Here is an 18,565-nt window from a genome sequence, read left to right on the forward strand (position 1 = left end):
GGCGATCGAACGATGAAATCTGCTGAGCTCGAGAAGCTCGCCCGCCGGCACGGCATCAGCCTGACCAGGCCCAGTCCCGACAATCGGGAGGTGGCGATATCAGGCGAGACCAAACGCAAGATCCTCCAGGCACTGAAGATCGACTTGCCGGCAGCGGCCGATCCCGGGAACGGCGCGCCGCGGCGGGAGCTCAAGCCGGCGGCTAAGAAGATCGCCAGGTCATTTCTGCCGGATTTCCTTTCCGGCACGCGGGTTTGGGGCGTGAGCCTGCAGCTTTACGAACTCCGTTCGGCGCGCAACTGGGGCATAGGAGATTTCGAAGATTTGTCGGATATGGCGGATCTCGCGGGATCGCTGGGCGCCGACTTCATCGGCCTCACCCCGCTTCACGCGCCGTTTCTCGCCGATCCCGACCGTTGCAGCCCCTATGAGCCCTCGAGCCGCCAGCATCTCAACCCGCTCTATATCGCGATCGACCGGGTGCCGGGTTTTGCCTCCAGCCCCGAACTCGAACAGCAATGGACCAACCTTCGCCAGACCGATCTCGTCGACTACATTGGCGTCGCACAGATAAAGCTGAGGGCCCTACGCGATCTCTGGCCGGCCTGGCGACAGCGCAGCGTGATCGACGGCGCCTATGATCCGGCCGATTTCGATGCCTTCGCCGCGCAAGGCGGAAACAGCCTGCGGCTGCACGCACTTTTCGAATGCCTCTCATTTTCCATGGTCGAGCGCGGGGCAGGCGCCGGCTGGCACCGTTGGCCGGCCGATTTCCAGCGCTTCGATAGCGCCGCCGTCGCCGAATTCGAGCGTGGACACGCGGACGATGTCCGTTTCCACATGTGGCTGCAATGGCTCGCCCACCGGCAGCTGACGCAGGCGGCGGACCGGGCGCGGAAGGCCGGCCTGCGGATCGGGCTCTATCTCGATCTAGCCGTCGGGGAGGCGGTCGACGGCTCGGCGACATGGAGCGAGCCGGATACCTATATCTCGAAGGCCACCATCGGCAGTCCACCCGATCCATTCGCCGTCGACGGGCAGGACTGGCACCTTGCCGGATACTTGCCTTCCGCGATCGCGGCTGGAGAAATGTCGCCTTTCCGCCGCATGGTGAGCGCTGCCATGCGATATGCGGGCGCCATCCGCATCGACCACGCCGCAGCACTTCGCCGCCTCTTCCTGGTGCCATTGGGCAGCAGGCCGGACGGTGGCGCCTATGTCCGCTATCCTGAGGAGGCGCTTCTGCAGATCCTCGCAGAAGTGTCCGCCGAGCATCGGTGCCTGGTTATCGGTGAAGACCTGGGACTGATCCCCAAGGGATTGCAGGACGATCTGGCGGCGGCCCACATTCTCTCCTACCGCATCCTTTCCTATGAACAGGACGAGAAGGGCTTCAAGCCGGCGGACGTCTATCCCGTTCTGGCTTTGGCCTGCATTTCGACGCACGACCACCAGACCCTTGCCGGCTGGTGGCGCGGCGCCGACATTCAGGCCCGGTGCGACCACGGCATCGTGCCGCCAGATCTTACCGAAAGACATCTCGAACACCGTAAGCGCGAGCGGAGCAGCCTAAAAGCGGCGCTCAAGACGGCCGACCTCGACCTGCCCGCCGGGCTTACCGCGCGGGCAAGTCGCGAAACGCTGCGGGAACTGACCGTCAGCGCCTATCGCTTCATTGCCAGGACTCCGTCGCTTCTCGTTGCCGTCCGCCTTGCTGATCTCACCGATGAGAAAAAGCCGACCAATATCCCAGGCACGAGCGACAGCTATCCGAACTGGAGGCCGAAGCTGTCGGTGTTGCTCGAGGATATGACGTCGAGCCCGCTACTCGAGCGCGTAACGGCGGCGATGCGAGAAGAAAGGCCACAAAATCGATTGGGGAGGGAACGACTGGAAGGCGGGCGGATTCTGAATAGGCAAGGATAAGGATCGTCGAGATGATTTCTAAGAAACAGCTGGTCGAAGTCGCCGTGGATACCGAAGAAGAGCGAGTCGCGCTGGGGATCATGAACGCCAAACAGGCGCTCGCGTTTTCCTGATGATCTCGATGTGGAGGTTTCGCATCCCGATCCGGGCAAAACCGATCGTTTCATTCACAAGGACGAACTGCACCGGCGTCTGGACAAATCGTAGGAAAGCCCGCCCTTTTCGCTTCCGCTGTCGCGGATTTCTCTTTCAGGCGGAACCTCCGCGGCTTTGGATTGTTTGACCTGATAACCGAAGGGAGAAAGACCATGGCACATGCCGACCGGAAACATATTGGCGCCGGCGCGAAAGGAAAGCGCGATGGCAGCGGCGCGATGACGGACCTCAACGACGAGCAGGTTCCCGAAAATGCGGTCCTTTCGAACCGTGACAAGACGCAGCACTCCAAGGAGCGCGGCCTCGACGGCAAGTCAATTCAAACCGAACAATATTCGGATCACAGCTCCAATCGAGATCCAGACTGAGGAGAGGCGCGATGAGCAGCAGGTTACCCCCTGTTCCAGCCGAAAATGCCAGCAGTAAGGGTGCAGGCAAGCCGGTAAAGACCAACGCAGAGGATGCCGTGACGGCAAGCGGCGGCGAGAATCCCGACAAGAAGGGCCAGCAAGGAAACACCAAGATCAACACGACCCATCAGGGTTACCAGCAAGACCGGTAGGAGGCACCGATGTCTACATCGAAGAAGAGCCCGTCGACCATCCGTCAGGGCGGCCCCGGCGCGTCGCATGAGAACGCCAAGGCTCCGCTCGAAATTCCGAAGCCGCCGGCGGAGCCGGACAGGCGCACGCAAAGCAAGGTCTCCGGCGGTGGGGGTGAGCATGATCGCCACCACAGCCACGACCCGCAGCGAAAGTGAGGGGCAGGCGTAGCGGCGGAATCTGATCAGCCGAAGGCATGAGGTCCTTCCGCATCACATGACCAACATGATGGAAACAGACCATGACGACCGCATTCATTATTGTTGCATTGGCTCTCATCGTTATCTTCGCCGGCCCGACATTGTTGTTTATCTGTGTCGGCTATGCCGATTATATGCTTGAGCGGCGCAAACATCTGATTGCGCTGAAGCACGCTGTGAAGCGTCGCAGCGATGAGCTTTAGCGGCTGCGGCTGACGCCACTGCCGACTCGGTCCTGGCGCCAGCACCGCCGGGACGCTCATGCTGCGTGCGGATGTTCTTCCTGCGGGTCCCTTGTTCAAACCCTATTCTTTCATCGATACAATTCTTGATCTGACCCCGCTGACAAGTCCCAGCGCCTTGGCGCCCTTACGAATTGTAGATTGCTCTGTGGCAGTCAGGACCCTGCAACAGCGTATCTCCGTTCTACCAAGCTACGCGATGACGTGGTTGTTCCGGTTCAATCGGGGCTCGCCTGTCTCATGTCTCCGGCAAATTCTGGAACAATGTCCCTCAACCCTGGTTACCTTGGCGAAAGGCGAGCAACACCTGAGGGACAGGAAGCAGTGAAGGTTCCGATGCAGCTAAGGATAGGATTTGCGCTGGTTTTCGCGCTTGTGTTGACAAGCTGTACGACCAGTGCAGGCGGTTATTCGTCGTCAGGCCTCGCTCCTATTCCTGGCAGCATCACTTATGGTGGCCAGCCCCGCACCAAGCTGACAAAGTCGCCCGCAGGCTCGTCCTTCCCGCACACCTTCACCGATCAATGGGGACGCGAGGTTGAGGAAATCTACGTCATCCGACCCGACAGGAGCTTGCTTATCGCGCAGCGCCATTACCGCCCGGTTTTCTCGCTCGACGACGACTAAACGAGCAGTTTCCACTTGAGAGATTAGGAAGGAGAATGATCATGCCGCCCCGCAAGAGCGCAGAAACGAAAACACTCGACACCACGGGAGCCAAAATTGGCGAGCCGGTGCCGAAGGCCATCATTGATACAAATACCGCCTCCGTCGGCGTTCCACGGCAGGCAGCGTCCGATCTGCACGAAGACCTGAGCGCGTTGCGAAAACAAATCGACGCGCTCCAGCAGCGAGTGGCAACCGCCGCCCGATCGGCCAAGGGGAATGCCGACGACGCAATGCGCCAGACGCAGGCGGCGGTGAAGCGTCATCCAGTCTCGACATTGGTCGCGGTGGCGGCTGTATGCGGCGCGTTTGCGCTTATCCTCGCCGGACGTCGTGCGGAGCCGCCGCGGCGCTATCTTTATCGGTCTGCACTGGACGAATTGCGCGACCTCTATGACTCGGTCCGCGACCGGCTCTAACAAGATTTCAGGATTGCGAGAATCATCAATATGCCCGACGCTCCATCATCAGCGAGGGATTACATGTTCGATATTATCGTGAGAAGTGCACTTGATATCGTTGGGCAGACGGAGCGTCTGATTGAGGCAATGCGGCGGATGCTGCAGAGTGAAGAGTTTGACGAGGTAGAAGTGTACGAACTCGACTATGAGATTGAGCGACTCGGAGACGTTGTTTTCAACGTGGACGAGGCCGTCCGCTCGCTTGTCCGCTCCGTCGAATATTCGCTAAAAGGTGCCCACGTGCACGCAATCTGCAGAACGTTGCACTGACGGCTAATCGCCAGCCTTCCGACCGACGGCTACGAGACCCGCGGCCTGGATTTGAATATCTCGATTCTGCGTGTCACGCCGATGTCACGCGACCGTCGCAGCAATATGTGCTTGATAGGCGCCGTTGGGCTCAGCCATCGGTCGGGCCGAAATTTCTATTGTTGCTGAGGCATCGCGATGACCTTGAAAACCACCGGGCCGGAAATTGGCCCCGACGAATTCATTTTTCCGGTTCACACCCGAACGATCGCACAGATCAGGTACGATATTCTCAACCAGGTCATGACCGTGGTCTATCACGACGGTCGTTCGCGTACCACTAGTGGCATCCAGGGCCCCGCAATGCTGAGGATTCTTGCCCAGCGTCCAGTGGAGCGCTCTCCGTTTCTATTGCAGACCGTCATCTGACGCGGGAAAGACATCATCGACCCTTTTCGGTTGGATACGAACCAGCTTCCGCGGGCTAAATCACCATAGTCGTGCATCCATTTCCCGCGGTCTGCGTTCACCTCCAACTGCCAGACACATGGAGGGAACGCCGATGACCTTTCCACCACCGAAGACCGAATTCCCCGCGCAGCGCTTCGAAGAGGCGACCGCTGCCGCACGCGACGCTTTGGAACGGGTGATCGCAGCTGCCAATGAAGCGGGATGGGGCACCGAAGAAATCACCGCGGCACTGCTTAAGGCCGCGCAGTTTCTGAGCGATGCCAACAAGAGAGATCCCGATCCGGCCGACGACCCCTCAATCAGCGATGCACCCGCCAGGGAGCAGATTGGTCATGGCGAGCTCTACGATTAGCCTGGATCTCACCGGCCGATCGTCGCGACGGAGCCGCGCAAGACGAGGCTCGTGCTGACGCGCAGGCGTTCGACGGCAAGAGGGGTGCGTTCGATACGGGCGATGAGCCGCTCGCCGGCGAGCTTGCCCATCTCGTAGACGCGCTGGTCGACGATGGTGATCGGCGGAACGGTGACGCTGGTCCAGTCGGCGTCGAGAAACGAAATCATCGAGACGTCCTTGGGGATCGACAGGCCGAGCGATTGCAGCGATTTGAAGATCCGCAAGCCCACGAGGCTGTCTGAAGCCAGCAGTGCCGTCGGCGGAGCACTGTCGGAGAGCAGGCGTTTGATCACGCCGTCCGTCTGTTGCTGGTCCGTGGCGCCGAGCCTGATATAATGAAGAGGGTTCGGCAAACCCGCCTCTGTCAGGGCGCTGACAAAACCTTCGACGCGTTCGCGCACGGCGGAATTCGAGATTCGCCCGATATCGGTGAACCCGCCGCCCTCGGCATCCATGGCAGAGACGTAGGCGAGGCGGCGATGTCCTTGCTCGATCAGGTGCCGGGTCGCGGTGATGGCCGCATCCCGGTCGTCGCCGGTCACGGCGTCGACATCGAGTTCAGGGATGGCCCGGTCGAACAGGACGAGCGGAACCCCGGCACGGCGGACGTGCTGGAGATGATCGATACTGTCGCAGCGGGCCGGCGTGACGATCAGGCCATCGACGCGTTTGCCGATAAGGAGGTCGACGGCTGATTTTTCCGCATCGAACTCTTCACCCGAATTCGCGATGATGACGTTGAAGCCCGCAAGACGGGCCGCATCGCTGATGCCGCGCACAGCCAGGCTGAAGAAAGCGTTTTCGATATCGCCGACCACGACCCCGATGATGCCGGATCTTCCGGTGCTCATGCTTCGGGCGAGTTCGTTCGGGCGGTATTCGAGGGCGGCCGCCGCCGCAATGACCTGATCTGTGATCTTGGCACTGACCACGCCGTAGCCGCCGAGCACGCGGGCGGCCGTCGCCTTCGAGACCTTTGCGGCCTTCGCGACGTCGGCGACCGTGACTGCACGTTTCGGATGAGCGGAATCTTCCATGGACCGAGGACTACAAGAGTTGTTGACGGCCGGTCAATTGACGAGTATCAAATATGTTGTGAGACCGGTCTCTTTTTGCTGGAGACCGGTATCTTATTCAACACTCCCAGCCAGGAATACAAAGGCAGGGTGACCATACAGTGCCGACAAGAGCATTCCTTTCAGAGCGGAGAACGACGATGAAGCTTTTCAACTCACTTCCGACCATTATGGCCCCGGTGCGGGCCGGCCTCTTGACATGCCTTCTGGCGATGGCGGCAGGCTCTGCGGCCGCAGCCGACAATCCCTATAACCTGATCGAGCCCGGAACTATCAGCGTCGGCACGATGGGCGATTCCAAGCCCTATACGTTTGCGACGGCGGACGGCCAGTTCACAGGTTTCGATATCGAGCTGTTTCTCAATGTCGTCTCCCGCCTCGGCTTTCAAAAAGAAAAGGTGACGTTCACGGGCCAGGAATTTTCAGCACTCCTGCCGTCGGTGGCAAACGAAAGGTTCGACGTTGCCGTTGCTGCGATCGGAACCACTGAGGCCCGCAAGAAGACCATCGACTTTTCCGACGGCTATCTTGCCGGTTATCTCTCCGTCCTGACCCCGGACGCCGGTATCAAGGATGCCGATGGCCTCAAGGGTAAGCGTCTCGGCGTCGTGCAGGGGACCTTGCAGGAGGTCTATGCAGCCAAGAATTTCGGGGGAACCGATCTGGTGAAATTTCCCGACAACAATTCCGCCGTGGCCGCCCTCAACAACGGAACGGTCGACGCGCATTTTCTCGACTACGAGGCCGCCAAGCAATATGGCGAGCGCTATCCCGCGCTGAAGGTTGCCGTGAATATACCGTCCTTTGATGCGCCTGCTGGCTTCGTCATCCGAAAAGGAAATGATGCCTTCCGCACGGCGCTGAACGGCGCGCTTCACGACGCTATGCAGGATGGCACCTGGAAGACCCTTTACGAAAAGTGGTTCCCCGGCTCACCGATGCCGGAACAGTATCTTCCCAAGAAGTGACGCCGTAAGCCGCCTGCTCATGGCGGGCGGCTTACCAAGGCATTGCTGCTCGGCAGCCGGACGGCGGTGTCTGCCTGGCCAAAATTCATGGGGATCGGAATGAACTGGCTTGAAAATCTGCGCCGCAGCTTCCTCGACTGGGACGCCATGGCGGAAGTTCTGCCGAGCATGATCAGCGTCGGCCTGAAAAACACGCTGATCCTCGCCGCCGCCTCGACCGTGCTCGGCGTCATCATCGGTATGGCGCTCGCGGTGATGGGCATCTCGCAATCCCGCTGGCTGCGGCTGCCGGCGCGCATCTACACCGATATCTTCCGTGGGCTGCCGGCGATCGTCACGATTCTGATCATCGGCCAGGGTTTTGCCCGGATCGGGCGCGAGATCTTCGGTCCGTCGCCATTTCCGCTCGGCATCCTGGCGCTCAGTCTGATTGCCGGAGCCTATATGGGCGAAATCTTCCGGTCCGGCATTCAAAGCGTCGAGCGCGGTCAGATGGAGGCCTGCCGGGCGCTCAGCATGAGCCATGGGCAGGGCATGCGCCTGATCGTCATCCCACAAGGCATCAGGCGGGTTCTGCCGGCGCTGGTCAATCAATTCATCGGAAACGTCAAGGATTCCAGCCTTGTCTATTTCCTCGGATTGCTCGCTTCCGAGCGGGAGATCTTCCGGGTCGGCCAGGATCAGGCCGTCGTCACCGGCAATCTGTCACCGCTGCTGCTGGCGGGCGTCTTCTATCTCGTCATCACCGTGCCGCTGACCCACTTCGTCAACTATATCGATGCGAGACTGCGGCTCGGAAAACAAGGCCGCGGTTCGGGTGCTGCGAGCGGACTGGTCGAGGTGAGCGAGTTGCAGGCCGCTGCCGGCCCCCATCCCACGGGCACGGTCGAGGAAAGTACGCCGCGCTTCAAAGGCGGCGCGCTGAACATCCGCGACCTCACCATGGCCTATGGCGATCTCGACGTGCTGAAGGGTGTCGATCTCGACATCGCCGCCGGTACCGTCACCTGCATTATCGGCCCTTCCGGCTCGGGTAAATCGACGCTGCTGCGCTGCATGAACAGGCTTGTCGAGCCCAAGGGCGGCGACATCCTGCTCGACGGCGAGAGCATCCTGGCGATGAAGCCGGAGAGGCTGCGCCGGCGTGTGGGCATGGTGTTCCAGCACTTCAACCTGTTTCCCGACCACACGGCACTCGAGAACGTCATGCTTTCGCTGACCAAGATCAAGAAGATGCCGAGGCAGGAGGCGCGGCGCATCGCAGAGGTGCGTCTGGCCGATGTCGGTCTCGCAGAGCGTCGGGATCATCGGCCCGCAGGTCTGTCTGGTGGGCAGCAGCAGCGCGTCGCCATCGCCCGCGCGCTGGCCATGGATCCGGAGGTCATGCTGTTCGACGAAGTGACGAGTGCGCTCGATCCCGAACTGGTGAAGGGCGTGCTCGACCTGATGGCCGCCCTCGGCCGCCAGGGCATGACGATGGCCGTGGTGACGCATGAGATGGGATTTGCGCGCAGGGTGGCCGATCAGGTCGTCTTCATGGATGAGGGCCGCATCGTCGAGGCGGGCTGCCCGCAGCAGATCTTCGACAATCCCCGAAGCGAGCGGCTGAAGCGCTTCCTTGCCGAAGTTCTCTGAAGCGCCTGAGGCAACGAATGGCGCCCCGGTCGTCCTCACGCCGGGCGTGCCGGATTTCAACCGATCCAGCAAGAGCAGACAACAAGGTTATCGACATGAATGCTTCCTCCAAACCTTCGAACGTCGTCGTCATCGGCGGCGGCATCTTTGGCGTCTCAACCGCTGTGCATCTGGCACGGCTCGGGGTCCGTACCGTGCTCATCAATGACGGCCCGCTTGCCAACGGTGCCTCCGGCCGTTCGCTCGCCTGGCTCAACTCGGCGCGCAAACGCACCGATGCCTATCACCGGCTGCGGTTGGCCGGCATAGATCGCTACCGCACGCTGGCCGTCCGGAACTCCGACGCGCCGTGGCTGCGCTTCGACGGCGGCCTGACCTGGGATGCGGACGATGCCGGCAACGAGATTGCCGAAATCTTCGACTATGAGCGCGATCTCGGCTATCACGCGCAATGGCTCGCCCCGCAAAATATTGCCGGGGTGACGCCGGGTGTCGATGCCAGTACTGTGACGCGCCAAGGCGCGATCTTCAATCCCGGGGAGGGGTGGGTCGATCTTCCGTCCTTGATCGGCGTGCTCGCGCAGGAATTCCGCACGCTGGGCGGCGAGATCATCACGGACGCGGGTCGCGCGACGGTCGATGTCGAAAGCGGGCGTGCCCGTGGCGTTATCACAGCAGGCGGCATGCGCCGGGATGCAGATGCCGTGCTGCTTGCTGCCGGCGGCGAGGTACCGGCAATCGTGGCCGAGGCCGGTCAGCATATTGGCGATGCAACGCCTGTCGCCCTTCTCGTCCGGACCAAGCCGATCCGCCATCCGCTGAAGGCTGTGCTCAACACTCCTCGCGTCGCCATCCGGCCGACGCCCAACGGCAGCTTCGCGGTCGATTCCGCCTGGTCCGAGGAAGAGGTGAGCGTGAAGCCCGACGGCAGTTATGATGTCAGGCAATCGACGCTGGAAGGATTGCTGCGCGAGGCTTCAAACGTTCTCGAAGGCAATCCGGTGCTGGAGGTCGAAGATTATGGGGTCGGCCCGAAGCCCATCCCGGGCGACGGCGAGCCCGTCTTCGGCGAACTGCCATCGATCTCGGGTTATTTCGTCGCCTTCAGCCATAGCGGCGCCACCCTCGGCCTGATTGCCGGCGAACTGCTGGCGGACGAGATCGTCAACGGACGCCGCCATCCGCTGTTGGCGGACTTTCGGCCGGAGCGTTTCAGCGCGTCGAGAAGATGAAGGCAGCAGCGGAGGCCGATGCATCCTTCTGAGCCGTCGAGCGTTCTATCGCCAGGAACAACTGGAGACGCATCATGTTCAAGGACGAACTTGGGGACACCGGCACAAACAAGGATATGCGCGACGGCGTGGAAACCGCGCCGGCCTGCTTCGAAGAGGCGAGCATCAACCCTGATCTTATCAGACCTGAGGGTTTCGCCAGCGAGGCCGAATATCGGGCATATATTGCGACGCTCGGCGGTGGTTATGCTTCCGTTGGAGACACCGTCGAGGAGCCCCTCCCGATCTACGAGGGTCATGTCCTGGAAGGCCGTCTGCAAGAACTGAGAGAAGAACTCGAAAACCTCCGCGCTCGCCTTCACGTGATCCAACATCAGGCCGCGACCGTCGTGACGGAGAACGTCCGATGGGCCGATGCGAGCGCCCATGCGCAGCTCGGCAATCAGCCTTGGCTCAAGCTGGCAGGCGCAATGGCGGCGGCCTTCGTCGTCACGAGGGGCATCATGCGTTTGCCTTTGGGAGCCGTGGCGACGACGGCGCTACCGTTGGTGGCGGCGGCAATGAACCGGAAGCTCGCCCGATGAAAGTCGTCGGCTTCGATGACTGTTCAGGCGAAGCCGATTTCCGCGAGCAGAGGCAGGTGGTCCGAGGCGATCCTTGTGAGGCGGTTTTCCAGGACCGCCGCCTGTTTGACGATGAGATCGTCAGTGACGAAGATGTGGTCGAGGCGCATCAGCGGGTAGCGCGACGGAAAGGTCGCTCTCGGCGCGGCGCCGCCTGCGACCTGGGCATCTTTCAATGACCGTGCGGCAAGTCGGTAAGTCGCCGATGACGGGATTGCATTGAAATCGCCGCAGAGGATGGTCGGAAGAGGCTCATCCGCCGTCCCGTGCAGCCAGCCGGGATTCAGCAACGTCGTCATCTGCCGGATGCGCTCGCGGCCACGAAGGCCGAGATGGGTGTTGACGACCAGCAGTTTTCTGTCGCCGACCATTATTTCGACGGAAATGGCACCGCGCTGTTCCCCGATGGATGGCAATGGTCCGGCCTTGACCGCGCCTGTCGGCAGCGAGGTGATGATGGCATCGCCATACTGCTCCTCGGCAATCGACAGCGCCGGATGGAAATGAGCCTGCATCTTCAAAAGCGAGGCGATCGCATGGGCCTGGTCGACGCCGCCGGTCCTGCGCCTGAGAACGTCGACCTCCTGAAGAGCGACGATATCAGCCTCAGCCTCGGCGATGACAGAAGCGATGCGGCCGGGATCGAGCTTCCGGTCGCCGCCGATACAACTGTGCACATTATAGGTCAGGAGTTTGATTGATTTATCCGGCATAGACCCGCTGAAAGCTCGTTCCCCCAGGACATAGAACTTGTCCTTCGGGGGAACACAGAACTCGTTTGATCGTTCCGGATAATCTAGCCTGGAGCGCCGTGCATCTTCGGACGCACAAATGACGCTTCAGCTCTTTCAATCCTCGTATCGCGCTTCGGAATGGATAATCGATGAGCTGGAAAAGCATAATCTGGAATGGACTGCTGGTTGCCGCCCTGTGTCTTGCGGTCTTCCTTCTCTATCGCATCTTTCAACGGTACAGCCTGGATGAGATCGTCCAATCGGTTCGCAGTATTCCATTCTCGACCTTCTGCACAGCACTTCTGTTTACGGCGGCATCTTATCTCTGCCTCAGTTGCTTCGACCTCCTGGCGATCCGCTCGCTCGGCAAATCCTTGCCCTACAGGAACATCCTGCTCGCCTCTTTCGTCAGCCTTTCGCTCGGCCACAATATCGGGTTTGCCGGGTTAAGCAGCGGCGCCTTCCGCTATCGGTACTATTCGCGCTGGGGGCTGACGGCGGAAGACGTGGCGAAAGTCATCCTGTTTTGCGGTGTCACCGTGGGGCTCGGGCTCATCACGCTCGGCGGCCTTGCCATGATCATCAATCCTGGCGATGCCGGGCGCCTGTTGCGCATCGACCCTGCAAGCGTCCGTATTTTCGGTTCCCTGGCACTGGTCGTGCCGGTCGTCTATACCGGCCTGGCGTTTTTCATTCGCGGCACCTTAAGGCTGTGGCGCTGGTCGTTTCAGCTGCCGCGGTTTTCGATCTCGGTTGCGCAGGTCGGAATTGGGACGATCAACTTCATGTTCGTCTCCGCCTGTCTGCACCAGATGCTTTCCACCTTCGGCGATGTGGCCTTCTTCAGGTCGGTAACGGCTTACGTGCTTGCCAATTCGGCAATCCTTGCAACGCATGTTCCGGGCGGTCTCGGCGTGCTCGAGGCCACCGTTTCTTATGTCGTGCCGAAGGAGGCCTCGATCGGCGCGCTGATTGCATTCCGCTGCGCCTATTTCTTCATTCCGCTGGCGCTCGGCACGACGCTTCTCGTTATCAGCGAGGTGATCTTTCGGCGGAAATCACGCGGGGCGGATGAGGAGGCGGACCAGCGCGCCGAGGCCCAGTCGGTCTAGGGGTGCGAAAGGCCGAGCCGGATCGAAGAGGCCGGTGCCCGGAATCGGTGAGATGCTGCCCGACAGCTCGACGGCGAATTCCCGCAACCCCCGCGGCCCGTTGTTGAGCGTGTCGATCGCCTCGATCACCGAGCCGCTTCGCATGAAGGCTGCGGCAAACCTTTCCGGGGTGGTTCCGAGATATTCCGCCAGAAGCCGGTTGCGCAGATCAGCGATCGCGCGGCGGTGCTCGCCGTTACCGGCCTCGAACAGCATGTCGCATTCGCAATCCAGCCCTTCCGAGCGATTGTTGAGATTGGAGGAGCCGATGCGGATCAGCTCATCATCGGCAATCATTAGCTTGGAGTGGATGAGCACCTCCGCCTCTTTGTCCTTTTTCGGCACTGGCCCGGGCACGACGGGATAGTAGACGCGCAGGCGGGCTGCGCGATCGGCGCGTTTGAGGCGGCGGATGACGCGGTCGCGATTGCCGCCCATGACGATCTTTTCGATCAACCCGTGAGAGCTCCGCGTGCAGATGATGATGACTTCGGGCCCGTCCTCCTCCTGCAGCCGCGCGGCGATGGCGTCGGCGACGCGGAAGGAGGCGAGATACTGTGCCTCGATGTAGAGCTGCCGTCGCGCCCGGGCGATGACGTCCAATGTCATGGCGATGCCGTCGCTGATACCGGTGCGAAAAGCGGTTGACGGCTCCGTCAGCGCCAAGGTGACTGGGATCTCCTGCATGGAAACGGCGAGATTGGCGGGCCAGGTGAAGGGAACGCTTTCGGTCAACGGCAGGTGGCTTTCGCCTGTGGCGTCTTCCCAGCGCCGCCTGGCGACGTCGCCGATCATCCGGGCGGCATCGCCAGTGAGCATCGCCTGAACGTCATGCAGAGGATCGTAGGGCTCGCCACCGGGGTCGCGCCGCCACCTGTCCATGACGCGATGACGCCTCGTGTCCCATCGCCGCGACGTCAAATCGATGCCGCCGATGAAGGCGACAGCATCATCAATGCAGACGAGCTTCTGATGATGGCAGCCGCGCACGGTGCCTGGAAAGTCGAAGCGCAGATCAATCCTGGCATTTTTTGGAAAATCCTTCTTACGAAGCAACTGGATTGATTTGTCCGAATAGATCGGCCCGAGCGCCCAAATGAGAATGCGTATTTCGAGGTCGGGATTCGTCGCCACTGCGGAATGCAGCAGGTCAGCCAAGGTTTCGTCGGATTTTTCGGGTGCGATCCGAATGTCGGGATGGAAATCCCACCCTATGATCCACACAGTGCGTCGCGCCTGCCGCAACGCACGCGCCACTTCCGAGAAATAGCGGTTACCATTGATCAGGAAGGCGGCCCTTTCCGCATGTCCTTGCAGGAGCCATGCCATGCTTTCCTGTTTTTCGCCGCCCGGATGTTGCGCTTTTGTTCGGGTCAGGTAGGATTGATCGGACATGGTTTCAAATGCGGTCATGTTTGCCTCAGCCTCTCGACTGAGACCAAACGCGTGGAATTTAACCGGGTTCCCGATTGCAGACGCGGCTGCCGCAATGGGCGGCCCGACACACAGGATTGACACAGCAAAATGTCACAACGAGCAGGCAGCGCCGATCTTCCTCTTCACGGGGGACGCGTGCCGCATTGGCTCGGCGACCGAATGACGCGGCTCGGGACGCTGATCACCGAGGCGATCGTCCATCATTATGGCCGCGACGAATTCCTGCGCAGGCTCGCCCATCCATTCTGGTTCCAGTCCTTCGGCGCGGTCATGGGCATGGATTGGCATTCCTCCGGTATCACCACCAGCGTTCTCGGCGCGTTGAAGCGCGGGCTGAAGCCGCGGGCCGGCGAACTCGGCCTGCATATCTGCGGCGGCCGCGGCGCGCATTCGCGCAAGACCCCGCAGGAGCTCGTCTCGATCGGCGAGCGTGTCGGTCTCGACGGCGAGGGGCTCGCGACCACGAGCCGTCTCATCGCCAAGGTCGACAGCGCCGCCCTTCAGGATGGGTTCGATCTTTATCTGCACGGGTTCATTGTCGCCGATGACGGCCATTGGGTGGTCGTGCAGCAAGGCATGAACGGCGACAGGCGGCAGGCCCGGCGCTATCACTGGCTGTCCGAAGGGCTGGAGAGCTTCGTGGATTCGCCGCATGCGGCCATCGAGGGACGGAACCAGGGCGAGATCGTCAACCTCGCCGACCGGCGCGCCGAACGCTCGCGGCGTGGTCAGCTTGATCTGCTCGCGACCCTCGGGCCCGACCGGATCATCCGCGAAGCCGCTGCCTTGCTGCGTGCCGAAGAGCCGGCGCCCGAACCTGCCGAACAGCCGATGCTGCCGCACCTGATCATGCCTGCCCATCATGATGTCCGCGAGAGCGACGTCAACATGCGGCGCCTGCATGGAAATCTGGCTGCCGCGGCCGACCGCGGGCCGGCGGATTTCGAAGAGCTGCTGCTCGTTCCAGGCGTCGGCGCCCGCACAGTGAAGGCGTTGGCCATGGTGGCGGAAGTCGTTCACGGCGCCCCCTGCCGCTTTTCCGACCCGGCGCGCTTCTCGATCGCCCATGGCGGCAAGGATCGCCATCCTTTTCCGGTCCCGCTCAAGGTCTATGACGAGACGATCGCCGTGATGAAATCAGCGGTGCAGAAGGGCAGGCTGGGACGCGAGGAGGAGTTGCAGGCGCTCAAGCGTCTGGACGATCAGTCCAGGCAGATGGAACGCTATGTGACAGGTCCCGACCTCAAGGAAATCATCGCCGGAGAATTCCGCCAGTCTGCCGATTTCGGCGGCCGGAGCGTCTCCGGTTGGGAGGAGCCGGAAACCCATGGGAATTAGCTTTCAATGGCCGTCGGGCGGGACGGCAGCTGGAACCGTCTCTTTCAGATTCTTCCGGTGGAAGATGAAGAGCCCTGCAACGACGATGATTACGGCGCCGATGATGATCTGTGCATCGGGAATATCGTCGAAGAAGAGGTAGCCGAGGACGATCGCCCAGAGCAGCAGCGTATATTGCAGCGGCGCGAGCAGCGATGCCGGTGCGAGCTTCAGCGAGCGCGTGATGAGCAGATGTGCGCAGGTGGCGACGATGCCGAGCAGCAGCATGCCGGACCAATCGATGAGCGTTGCCGGCTGCCAATGACCGATGCTCAAGACGATGCCGGTGATGAGCGCGGCGATCGTCTGCCATGTTACCAGCGTCGTGTCGCTGGTCGAGCGCAGATAGCGGCTCATCACCAGCGACAGTGCAAAGGCGAAGCTGCCCGCAAGGCCAAAGAGCGATGGAAGCGACAGCATCGCCGTGGACGGACGCAGCGCGATGACGACGCCGGCAAAGCCGATCAGAACGGCAAGCCAGCGGCGCCAGCCGATCTTCTCCCCGAGAAAGAAATGCGAAAGCGCCGCGATATAGATCGGTCCGGCCATATAGAAGGTCATGACGTCTGCGAGCGGCAGATAGGCGACGGCGGCATAGAATAGGGCGACATCGCAGGTCGCCATGAAAACACGGATGAACTGCAGGCCTTTCTGCTCGACGCGAAACAAGGCCATCGGCCCTTGCCGGAGGATCATTGGTCCGAGCACGATGAAAGCGCCGACCGAGCGGATCACCAGCACCTGGCCGACGGCAAAGCTGGCGACCAGCCATTTGCCCATTGCATCGTTCAGCGCAAAAAGCAGATCGCCAATCAGCATCAGCACGACGCCTGTTATGATCAGGTTTCCGGCATCGGCTACGCCAGTCTTGGTCGTCATCTTTGGCATCCTCGCAAAACGGCCGCGCATGCGCGGCCGAGTGCGGCTTCTGCCTTAACACTGCCGATGTCAATGGTCAGTTTGAAGCGCCTGTACCCGAATTTGTCATAGGGGTATGGCGAGCGACCGTCTTCGTTCACCTTGACCGACAGCTTACCTCTCTGATCGGGGCGCCGTGCCGTACAGTCGTGGAGCCAGCGATTAAATTGGCCGTCTTTAGGAAAAGGGCGCACCGCCGCCCGCCCTAAACATTAAGTCAGGCTCACCAAGGTAGCGTGCCCTTGTCATTGATGAAGGCACCCGTCTGGCCGTCGTTCGCGACTGCAAGCTGGACAATGATCTCAGCCGCCTGCTCGACCGTCCGATAGCCTGTATTGCCGTTAAAATCGGTCTTCGTGTATCCGGGATCCGCGCTGTTGACCCTGATGCCGAACGACGCGAGGGCCTTGGAAAACGATACGGTCACTGCGTTGAGGGCCGTCTTCGAGCTGTTGTAGCCCAGGCTGTTCACACCATAGAATTCGCTCTCCGGGTCTGTCAGGGCGCCAAGCGAACCGAGCTCGCTGCTGACGTTGACGACATTGGCGGAACCCGCTGCTTTGAGCAGAGGCAGGAAAGCTTGCGTAATTCGAATCGGCCCGAACACGTTGATCTCGTAGACCTGACGGATGTCGTCTACGGTCTGATCCGCCGGGTCGATGAATGCTCCGGGTATGCCCGCATTGTTGACCAGTGCGTCGAGCTTGCCGTCTTCCTGTCTGACACGATCCGCGGCTGCCTTCACACTTGCGTCGTCCTCGACGGCAATTTCAAGGAAGCGCACATCGTGACCCTGAGCTCGCAAAGCTTCCGCCGCACTCTCACCGCGCCCCGCATCGCGGGCACCAAGCCAAACACGATAACCCATTCCCCCGAGCCGTCGAGCGGTTTCAAAGCCGATGCTCTTGTTGGCGCCGGTGATCAATGCATTCTTCAACATGGTGGTTCTCCATTCTGGTTGCCCGTCCAATATGAGCAGGCGCCTTTCCGGCCGCGTGCCAAATTCTATTGAACTCTTGCCTAATCCTGCTGAAAGACTTGCGCGCGTTGGAGGAGGGTGCAATTTAACAGCATGGACAATGTGGGCGAAGAACTAAGGTCCCTGATCGAGAGGCACTCGCGTGGCGGTCGTACGACGACCGCCATTCCACGCGTCGGTTTGCTAAGAGCAGAACGCACGACTGAGCCGACGGCAGGCATGACGGAGCTTGTCATATGCTTGGTGTTACAAGGCGCCAAGGCAATCACTTGCGGCGAGAACGTATTGCACTATGGAGCGGGCAGCTACTTCGTGGCCTCGGTCGAGGTTCCTGTCTTTGGCAGAATATCCGAAGCGAGCCTCCAGAAGCCATTTCTCGGCGTCGGGTTCAGCTTTGACGCCCGTAACATCGCCGACCTTCTGATTGAGATGCCTGATGTTCACGATCCGGAATTCTTGTGTGGCCTCGGCGTGAGTCCGACCGATCCTCAGCTCGAGGAAGCGTTTCTACGGATGATGCGACTTCTCGATAGGCCAAACGAAATTTCCGTCATGGCACCAATGATTGAGCGGGAAATCCTGTTCCGCCTATTGCGGGGACCGCAGGGAGCGAAGCTGCGGCAGATCGCACAGATCGACGGCCGCCAGTCTCAGGTCAGGCGGGCGCTCGCCTGGATTCGCGAAAACTTCACGGAATCTTTCAAGGTCGAAGATCTGGCGCGGATGACGGGAATGAGTGCTTCGGTGTTCCACCGCCATTTCAAGGCGGCAACGACCATGACGCCCATCCAGTATCAGAAGCGGTTCCGTCTCCACGAGGCACGCCGCCTGTTGCTCGAGACTCCGGGCGACGCCGCCCGTGTCGCTTTCGCCGTCGGCTATGAAAGCGCGTCCCAATTCAGCCGGGAATACGGGCGGCTGTTCGGACTTCCGCCCGCCCGCGACGCAAGCCGGCTTCGCGCGAAACCTGTTGCGCCGGTGACGTCGGACGCATCAGACGATGCGGTGACAAGTTTCGGACGCGCAATCTAGCGAGCCTCGTGATAGCATTGTTTCAGGATTTGGCTG

At 60.9% G+C, this 18,565-nt stretch carries 22 protein-coding genes; 17 read left to right on the forward strand and 5 right to left on the reverse strand.

The features are described 5' to 3' along the window. The first annotated feature begins 12 nt into the window (after nt 1–12). The 10 genes from malQ to BS630_RS07615 all read left to right on the forward strand — a co-directional run bounded on the left by malQ (nt 13) and on the right by BS630_RS07615 (nt 5,325). Nucleotides 13–1,926: a 4-alpha-glucanotransferase gene (malQ, locus tag BS630_RS07570; protein WP_077976907.1), complete on the forward strand. Its 1,914-nt coding sequence runs from the start codon at nt 13–15 to the stop codon at nt 1,924–1,926. Between the two features lie 308 nt (nt 1,927–2,234). Then, nucleotides 2,235–2,450, forward strand: coding sequence for a hypothetical protein (locus BS630_RS07580; protein WP_077976908.1), 216 nt, complete (start codon nt 2,235–2,237; stop codon nt 2,448–2,450). A gap of 11 nt (nt 2,451–2,461) precedes the next feature. Continuing rightward, entirely contained in the window at nt 2,462–2,644 is a 183-nt protein-coding gene (locus BS630_RS07585; RefSeq protein ID WP_077976909.1) for a hypothetical protein, read from the forward strand. A gap of 9 nt (nt 2,645–2,653) precedes the next feature. Further along, nucleotides 2,654–2,842 (forward strand): hypothetical protein, encoded by a 189-nt coding sequence (locus BS630_RS07590; RefSeq protein ID WP_077976910.1) that lies wholly within the window; start codon nt 2,654–2,656, stop codon nt 2,840–2,842. Nucleotides 2,843–2,925: 83 nt separating this feature from the next. After that, nucleotides 2,926–3,087, forward strand: a complete 162-nt coding sequence (locus BS630_RS37300) for a hypothetical protein (protein ID WP_165503757.1) — start codon at nt 2,926–2,928, stop codon at nt 3,085–3,087. 375 nt (nt 3,088–3,462) lie between these two features. Continuing rightward, the gene (locus tag BS630_RS07595; protein ID WP_077976911.1) at nt 3,463–3,753 is read left to right on the forward strand and encodes a hypothetical protein; all 291 of its coding nucleotides are present in this window, start codon (nt 3,463–3,465) and stop codon (nt 3,751–3,753) included. A gap of 41 nt (nt 3,754–3,794) precedes the next feature. Then, nucleotides 3,795–4,211 carry a hypothetical protein gene (locus BS630_RS07600; RefSeq protein WP_077977056.1) on the forward strand — a complete coding sequence of 139 codons (417 nt, stop codon included), beginning with the start codon at nt 3,795–3,797 and terminating at the stop codon, nt 4,209–4,211. Between the two features lie 63 nt (nt 4,212–4,274). Beyond that, on the forward strand, nt 4,275–4,523 hold the full coding sequence (locus BS630_RS07605) for a hypothetical protein (RefSeq protein ID WP_077976912.1): 249 nt from the start codon (nt 4,275–4,277) through the stop codon (nt 4,521–4,523). 177 nt (nt 4,524–4,700) lie between these two features. Continuing rightward, nucleotides 4,701–4,931, forward strand: coding sequence for a hypothetical protein (locus tag BS630_RS07610; RefSeq protein ID WP_025397207.1), 231 nt, complete (start codon nt 4,701–4,703; stop codon nt 4,929–4,931). A gap of 133 nt (nt 4,932–5,064) precedes the next feature. After that, the gene (locus tag BS630_RS07615) at nt 5,065–5,325 is read left to right on the forward strand and encodes a hypothetical protein (RefSeq protein ID WP_077976913.1); all 261 of its coding nucleotides are present in this window, start codon (nt 5,065–5,067) and stop codon (nt 5,323–5,325) included. An 8-nt stretch (nt 5,326–5,333) separates the two neighbouring features. Here BS630_RS07615 and BS630_RS07620 read toward each other — a convergent pair whose 3' ends face one another. Continuing rightward, on the reverse strand, nt 5,334–6,404 hold the full coding sequence (locus BS630_RS07620) for a LacI family DNA-binding transcriptional regulator (RefSeq protein ID WP_077976914.1): 1,071 nt from the start codon (nt 6,402–6,404) through the stop codon (nt 5,334–5,336). A gap of 179 nt (nt 6,405–6,583) precedes the next feature. Between BS630_RS07620 and BS630_RS07625 the strand changes: the two genes are divergently transcribed. The 4 genes from BS630_RS07625 to BS630_RS07640 all read left to right on the forward strand — a co-directional run bounded on the left by BS630_RS07625 (nt 6,584) and on the right by BS630_RS07640 (nt 10,862). Next, on the forward strand, nt 6,584–7,411 hold the full coding sequence (locus BS630_RS07625; protein WP_077976915.1) for an ABC transporter substrate-binding protein: 828 nt from the start codon (nt 6,584–6,586) through the stop codon (nt 7,409–7,411). A 99-nt stretch (nt 7,412–7,510) separates the two neighbouring features. After that, nucleotides 7,511–9,046, forward strand: coding sequence for an amino acid ABC transporter permease/ATP-binding protein (locus BS630_RS38405; RefSeq protein ID WP_077977057.1), 1,536 nt, complete (start codon nt 7,511–7,513; stop codon nt 9,044–9,046). Nucleotides 9,047–9,141: 95 nt separating this feature from the next. After that, complete coding sequence (locus tag BS630_RS07635; protein WP_077976916.1) at nt 9,142–10,278, forward strand: NAD(P)/FAD-dependent oxidoreductase; 1,137 nt, start codon at nt 9,142–9,144, stop codon at nt 10,276–10,278. A 74-nt stretch (nt 10,279–10,352) separates the two neighbouring features. Then, entirely contained in the window at nt 10,353–10,862 is a 510-nt protein-coding gene (locus BS630_RS07640; protein ID WP_077976917.1) for a hypothetical protein, read from the forward strand. Nucleotides 10,863–10,885: 23 nt separating this feature from the next. Here BS630_RS07640 and BS630_RS07645 read toward each other — a convergent pair whose 3' ends face one another. Continuing rightward, complete coding sequence (locus BS630_RS07645) at nt 10,886–11,614, reverse strand: endonuclease/exonuclease/phosphatase family protein (RefSeq protein ID WP_077976918.1); 729 nt, start codon at nt 11,612–11,614, stop codon at nt 10,886–10,888. Nucleotides 11,615–11,784: 170 nt separating this feature from the next. Between BS630_RS07645 and BS630_RS07650 the strand changes: the two genes are divergently transcribed. Further along, nucleotides 11,785–12,747: a lysylphosphatidylglycerol synthase domain-containing protein gene (locus BS630_RS07650; protein WP_077976919.1), complete on the forward strand. Its 963-nt coding sequence runs from the start codon at nt 11,785–11,787 to the stop codon at nt 12,745–12,747. Here BS630_RS07650 and BS630_RS07655 read toward each other — a convergent pair. Then, entirely contained in the window at nt 12,694–14,199 is a 1,506-nt protein-coding gene (locus BS630_RS07655; protein ID WP_077976920.1) for a phospholipase D-like domain-containing protein, read from the reverse strand. The genes BS630_RS07650 and BS630_RS07655 overlap by 54 nt on opposite strands. Before the next feature lie 111 nt (nt 14,200–14,310). Here BS630_RS07655 and BS630_RS07660 point away from each other — a divergent pair, with 111 nt between their 5' ends. Then, nucleotides 14,311–15,561, forward strand: a complete 1,251-nt coding sequence (locus BS630_RS07660; protein WP_077976921.1) for a DUF763 domain-containing protein — start codon at nt 14,311–14,313, stop codon at nt 15,559–15,561. 3 nt (nt 15,562–15,564) lie between these two features. On the opposite strand, the gene BS630_RS07665 is transcribed toward BS630_RS07660, so the two are convergent. Both BS630_RS07665 and BS630_RS07670 read right to left on the reverse strand, forming a co-directional pair. Beyond that, nucleotides 15,565–16,479: a DMT family transporter gene (locus BS630_RS07665; RefSeq protein WP_077977058.1), complete on the reverse strand. Its 915-nt coding sequence runs from the start codon at nt 16,477–16,479 to the stop codon at nt 15,565–15,567. Between the two features lie 262 nt (nt 16,480–16,741). After that, nucleotides 16,742–17,458 carry an SDR family oxidoreductase gene (locus BS630_RS07670; RefSeq protein ID WP_077976922.1) on the reverse strand — a complete coding sequence of 239 codons (717 nt, stop codon included), beginning with the start codon at nt 17,456–17,458 and terminating at the stop codon, nt 16,742–16,744. Nucleotides 17,459–17,716: 258 nt separating this feature from the next. Here BS630_RS07670 and BS630_RS07675 point away from each other — a divergent pair, with 258 nt between their 5' ends. Next, on the forward strand, nt 17,717–18,529 hold the full coding sequence (locus BS630_RS07675) for an AraC family transcriptional regulator (protein ID WP_376774217.1): 813 nt from the start codon (nt 17,717–17,719) through the stop codon (nt 18,527–18,529). The last annotated feature ends 36 nt before the right edge of the window (nt 18,530–18,565 follow it).

Source organism: Rhizobium laguerreae (assembly GCF_002008165.1).
Lineage (GTDB): Bacteria > Pseudomonadota > Alphaproteobacteria > Rhizobiales > Rhizobiaceae > Rhizobium > Rhizobium laguerreae.

Bases quoted from the DNA above. Each gene is read 5' to 3' on its own strand.
- malQ (WP_077976907.1), top strand. From the start codon at position 13: ATGAAATCTGCTGAGCTCGAGAAGCTCGCCCGCCGGCACGGCATCAGC.
- BS630_RS07580 (WP_077976908.1), top strand. From the start codon at position 2,235: ATGGCACATGCCGACCGGAAACATATTGGCGCCGGCGCGAAAGGAAAG.
- BS630_RS07585 (WP_077976909.1), top strand. From the start codon at position 2,462: ATGAGCAGCAGGTTACCCCCTGTTCCAGCCGAAAATGCCAGCAGTAAG.
- BS630_RS07590 (WP_077976910.1), top strand. From the start codon at position 2,654: ATGTCTACATCGAAGAAGAGCCCGTCGACCATCCGTCAGGGCGGCCCC.
- BS630_RS37300 (WP_165503757.1), top strand. From the start codon at position 2,926: ATGACGACCGCATTCATTATTGTTGCATTGGCTCTCATCGTTATCTTC.
- BS630_RS07595 (WP_077976911.1), top strand. From the start codon at position 3,463: ATGCAGCTAAGGATAGGATTTGCGCTGGTTTTCGCGCTTGTGTTGACA.
- BS630_RS07600 (WP_077977056.1), top strand. From the start codon at position 3,795: ATGCCGCCCCGCAAGAGCGCAGAAACGAAAACACTCGACACCACGGGA.
- BS630_RS07605 (WP_077976912.1), top strand. From the start codon at position 4,275: ATGTTCGATATTATCGTGAGAAGTGCACTTGATATCGTTGGGCAGACG.
- BS630_RS07610 (WP_025397207.1), top strand. From the start codon at position 4,701: ATGACCTTGAAAACCACCGGGCCGGAAATTGGCCCCGACGAATTCATT.
- BS630_RS07615 (WP_077976913.1), top strand. From the start codon at position 5,065: ATGACCTTTCCACCACCGAAGACCGAATTCCCCGCGCAGCGCTTCGAA.
- BS630_RS07620 (WP_077976914.1), bottom strand. From the start codon at position 6,404: ATGGAAGATTCCGCTCATCCGAAACGTGCAGTCACGGTCGCCGACGTC.
- BS630_RS07625 (WP_077976915.1), top strand. From the start codon at position 6,584: ATGAAGCTTTTCAACTCACTTCCGACCATTATGGCCCCGGTGCGGGCC.
- BS630_RS38405 (WP_077977057.1), top strand. From the start codon at position 7,511: ATGAACTGGCTTGAAAATCTGCGCCGCAGCTTCCTCGACTGGGACGCC.
- BS630_RS07635 (WP_077976916.1), top strand. From the start codon at position 9,142: ATGAATGCTTCCTCCAAACCTTCGAACGTCGTCGTCATCGGCGGCGGC.
- BS630_RS07640 (WP_077976917.1), top strand. From the start codon at position 10,353: ATGTTCAAGGACGAACTTGGGGACACCGGCACAAACAAGGATATGCGC.
- BS630_RS07645 (WP_077976918.1), bottom strand. From the start codon at position 11,614: ATGCCGGATAAATCAATCAAACTCCTGACCTATAATGTGCACAGTTGT.
- BS630_RS07650 (WP_077976919.1), top strand. From the start codon at position 11,785: ATGAGCTGGAAAAGCATAATCTGGAATGGACTGCTGGTTGCCGCCCTG.
- BS630_RS07655 (WP_077976920.1), bottom strand. From the start codon at position 14,199: ATGACCGCATTTGAAACCATGTCCGATCAATCCTACCTGACCCGAACA.
- BS630_RS07660 (WP_077976921.1), top strand. From the start codon at position 14,311: ATGTCACAACGAGCAGGCAGCGCCGATCTTCCTCTTCACGGGGGACGC.
- BS630_RS07665 (WP_077977058.1), bottom strand. From the start codon at position 16,479: ATGACGACCAAGACTGGCGTAGCCGATGCCGGAAACCTGATCATAACA.
- BS630_RS07670 (WP_077976922.1), bottom strand. From the start codon at position 17,458: ATGTTGAAGAATGCATTGATCACCGGCGCCAACAAGAGCATCGGCTTT.
- BS630_RS07675 (WP_376774217.1), top strand. From the start codon at position 17,717: ATGACGGAGCTTGTCATATGCTTGGTGTTACAAGGCGCCAAGGCAATC.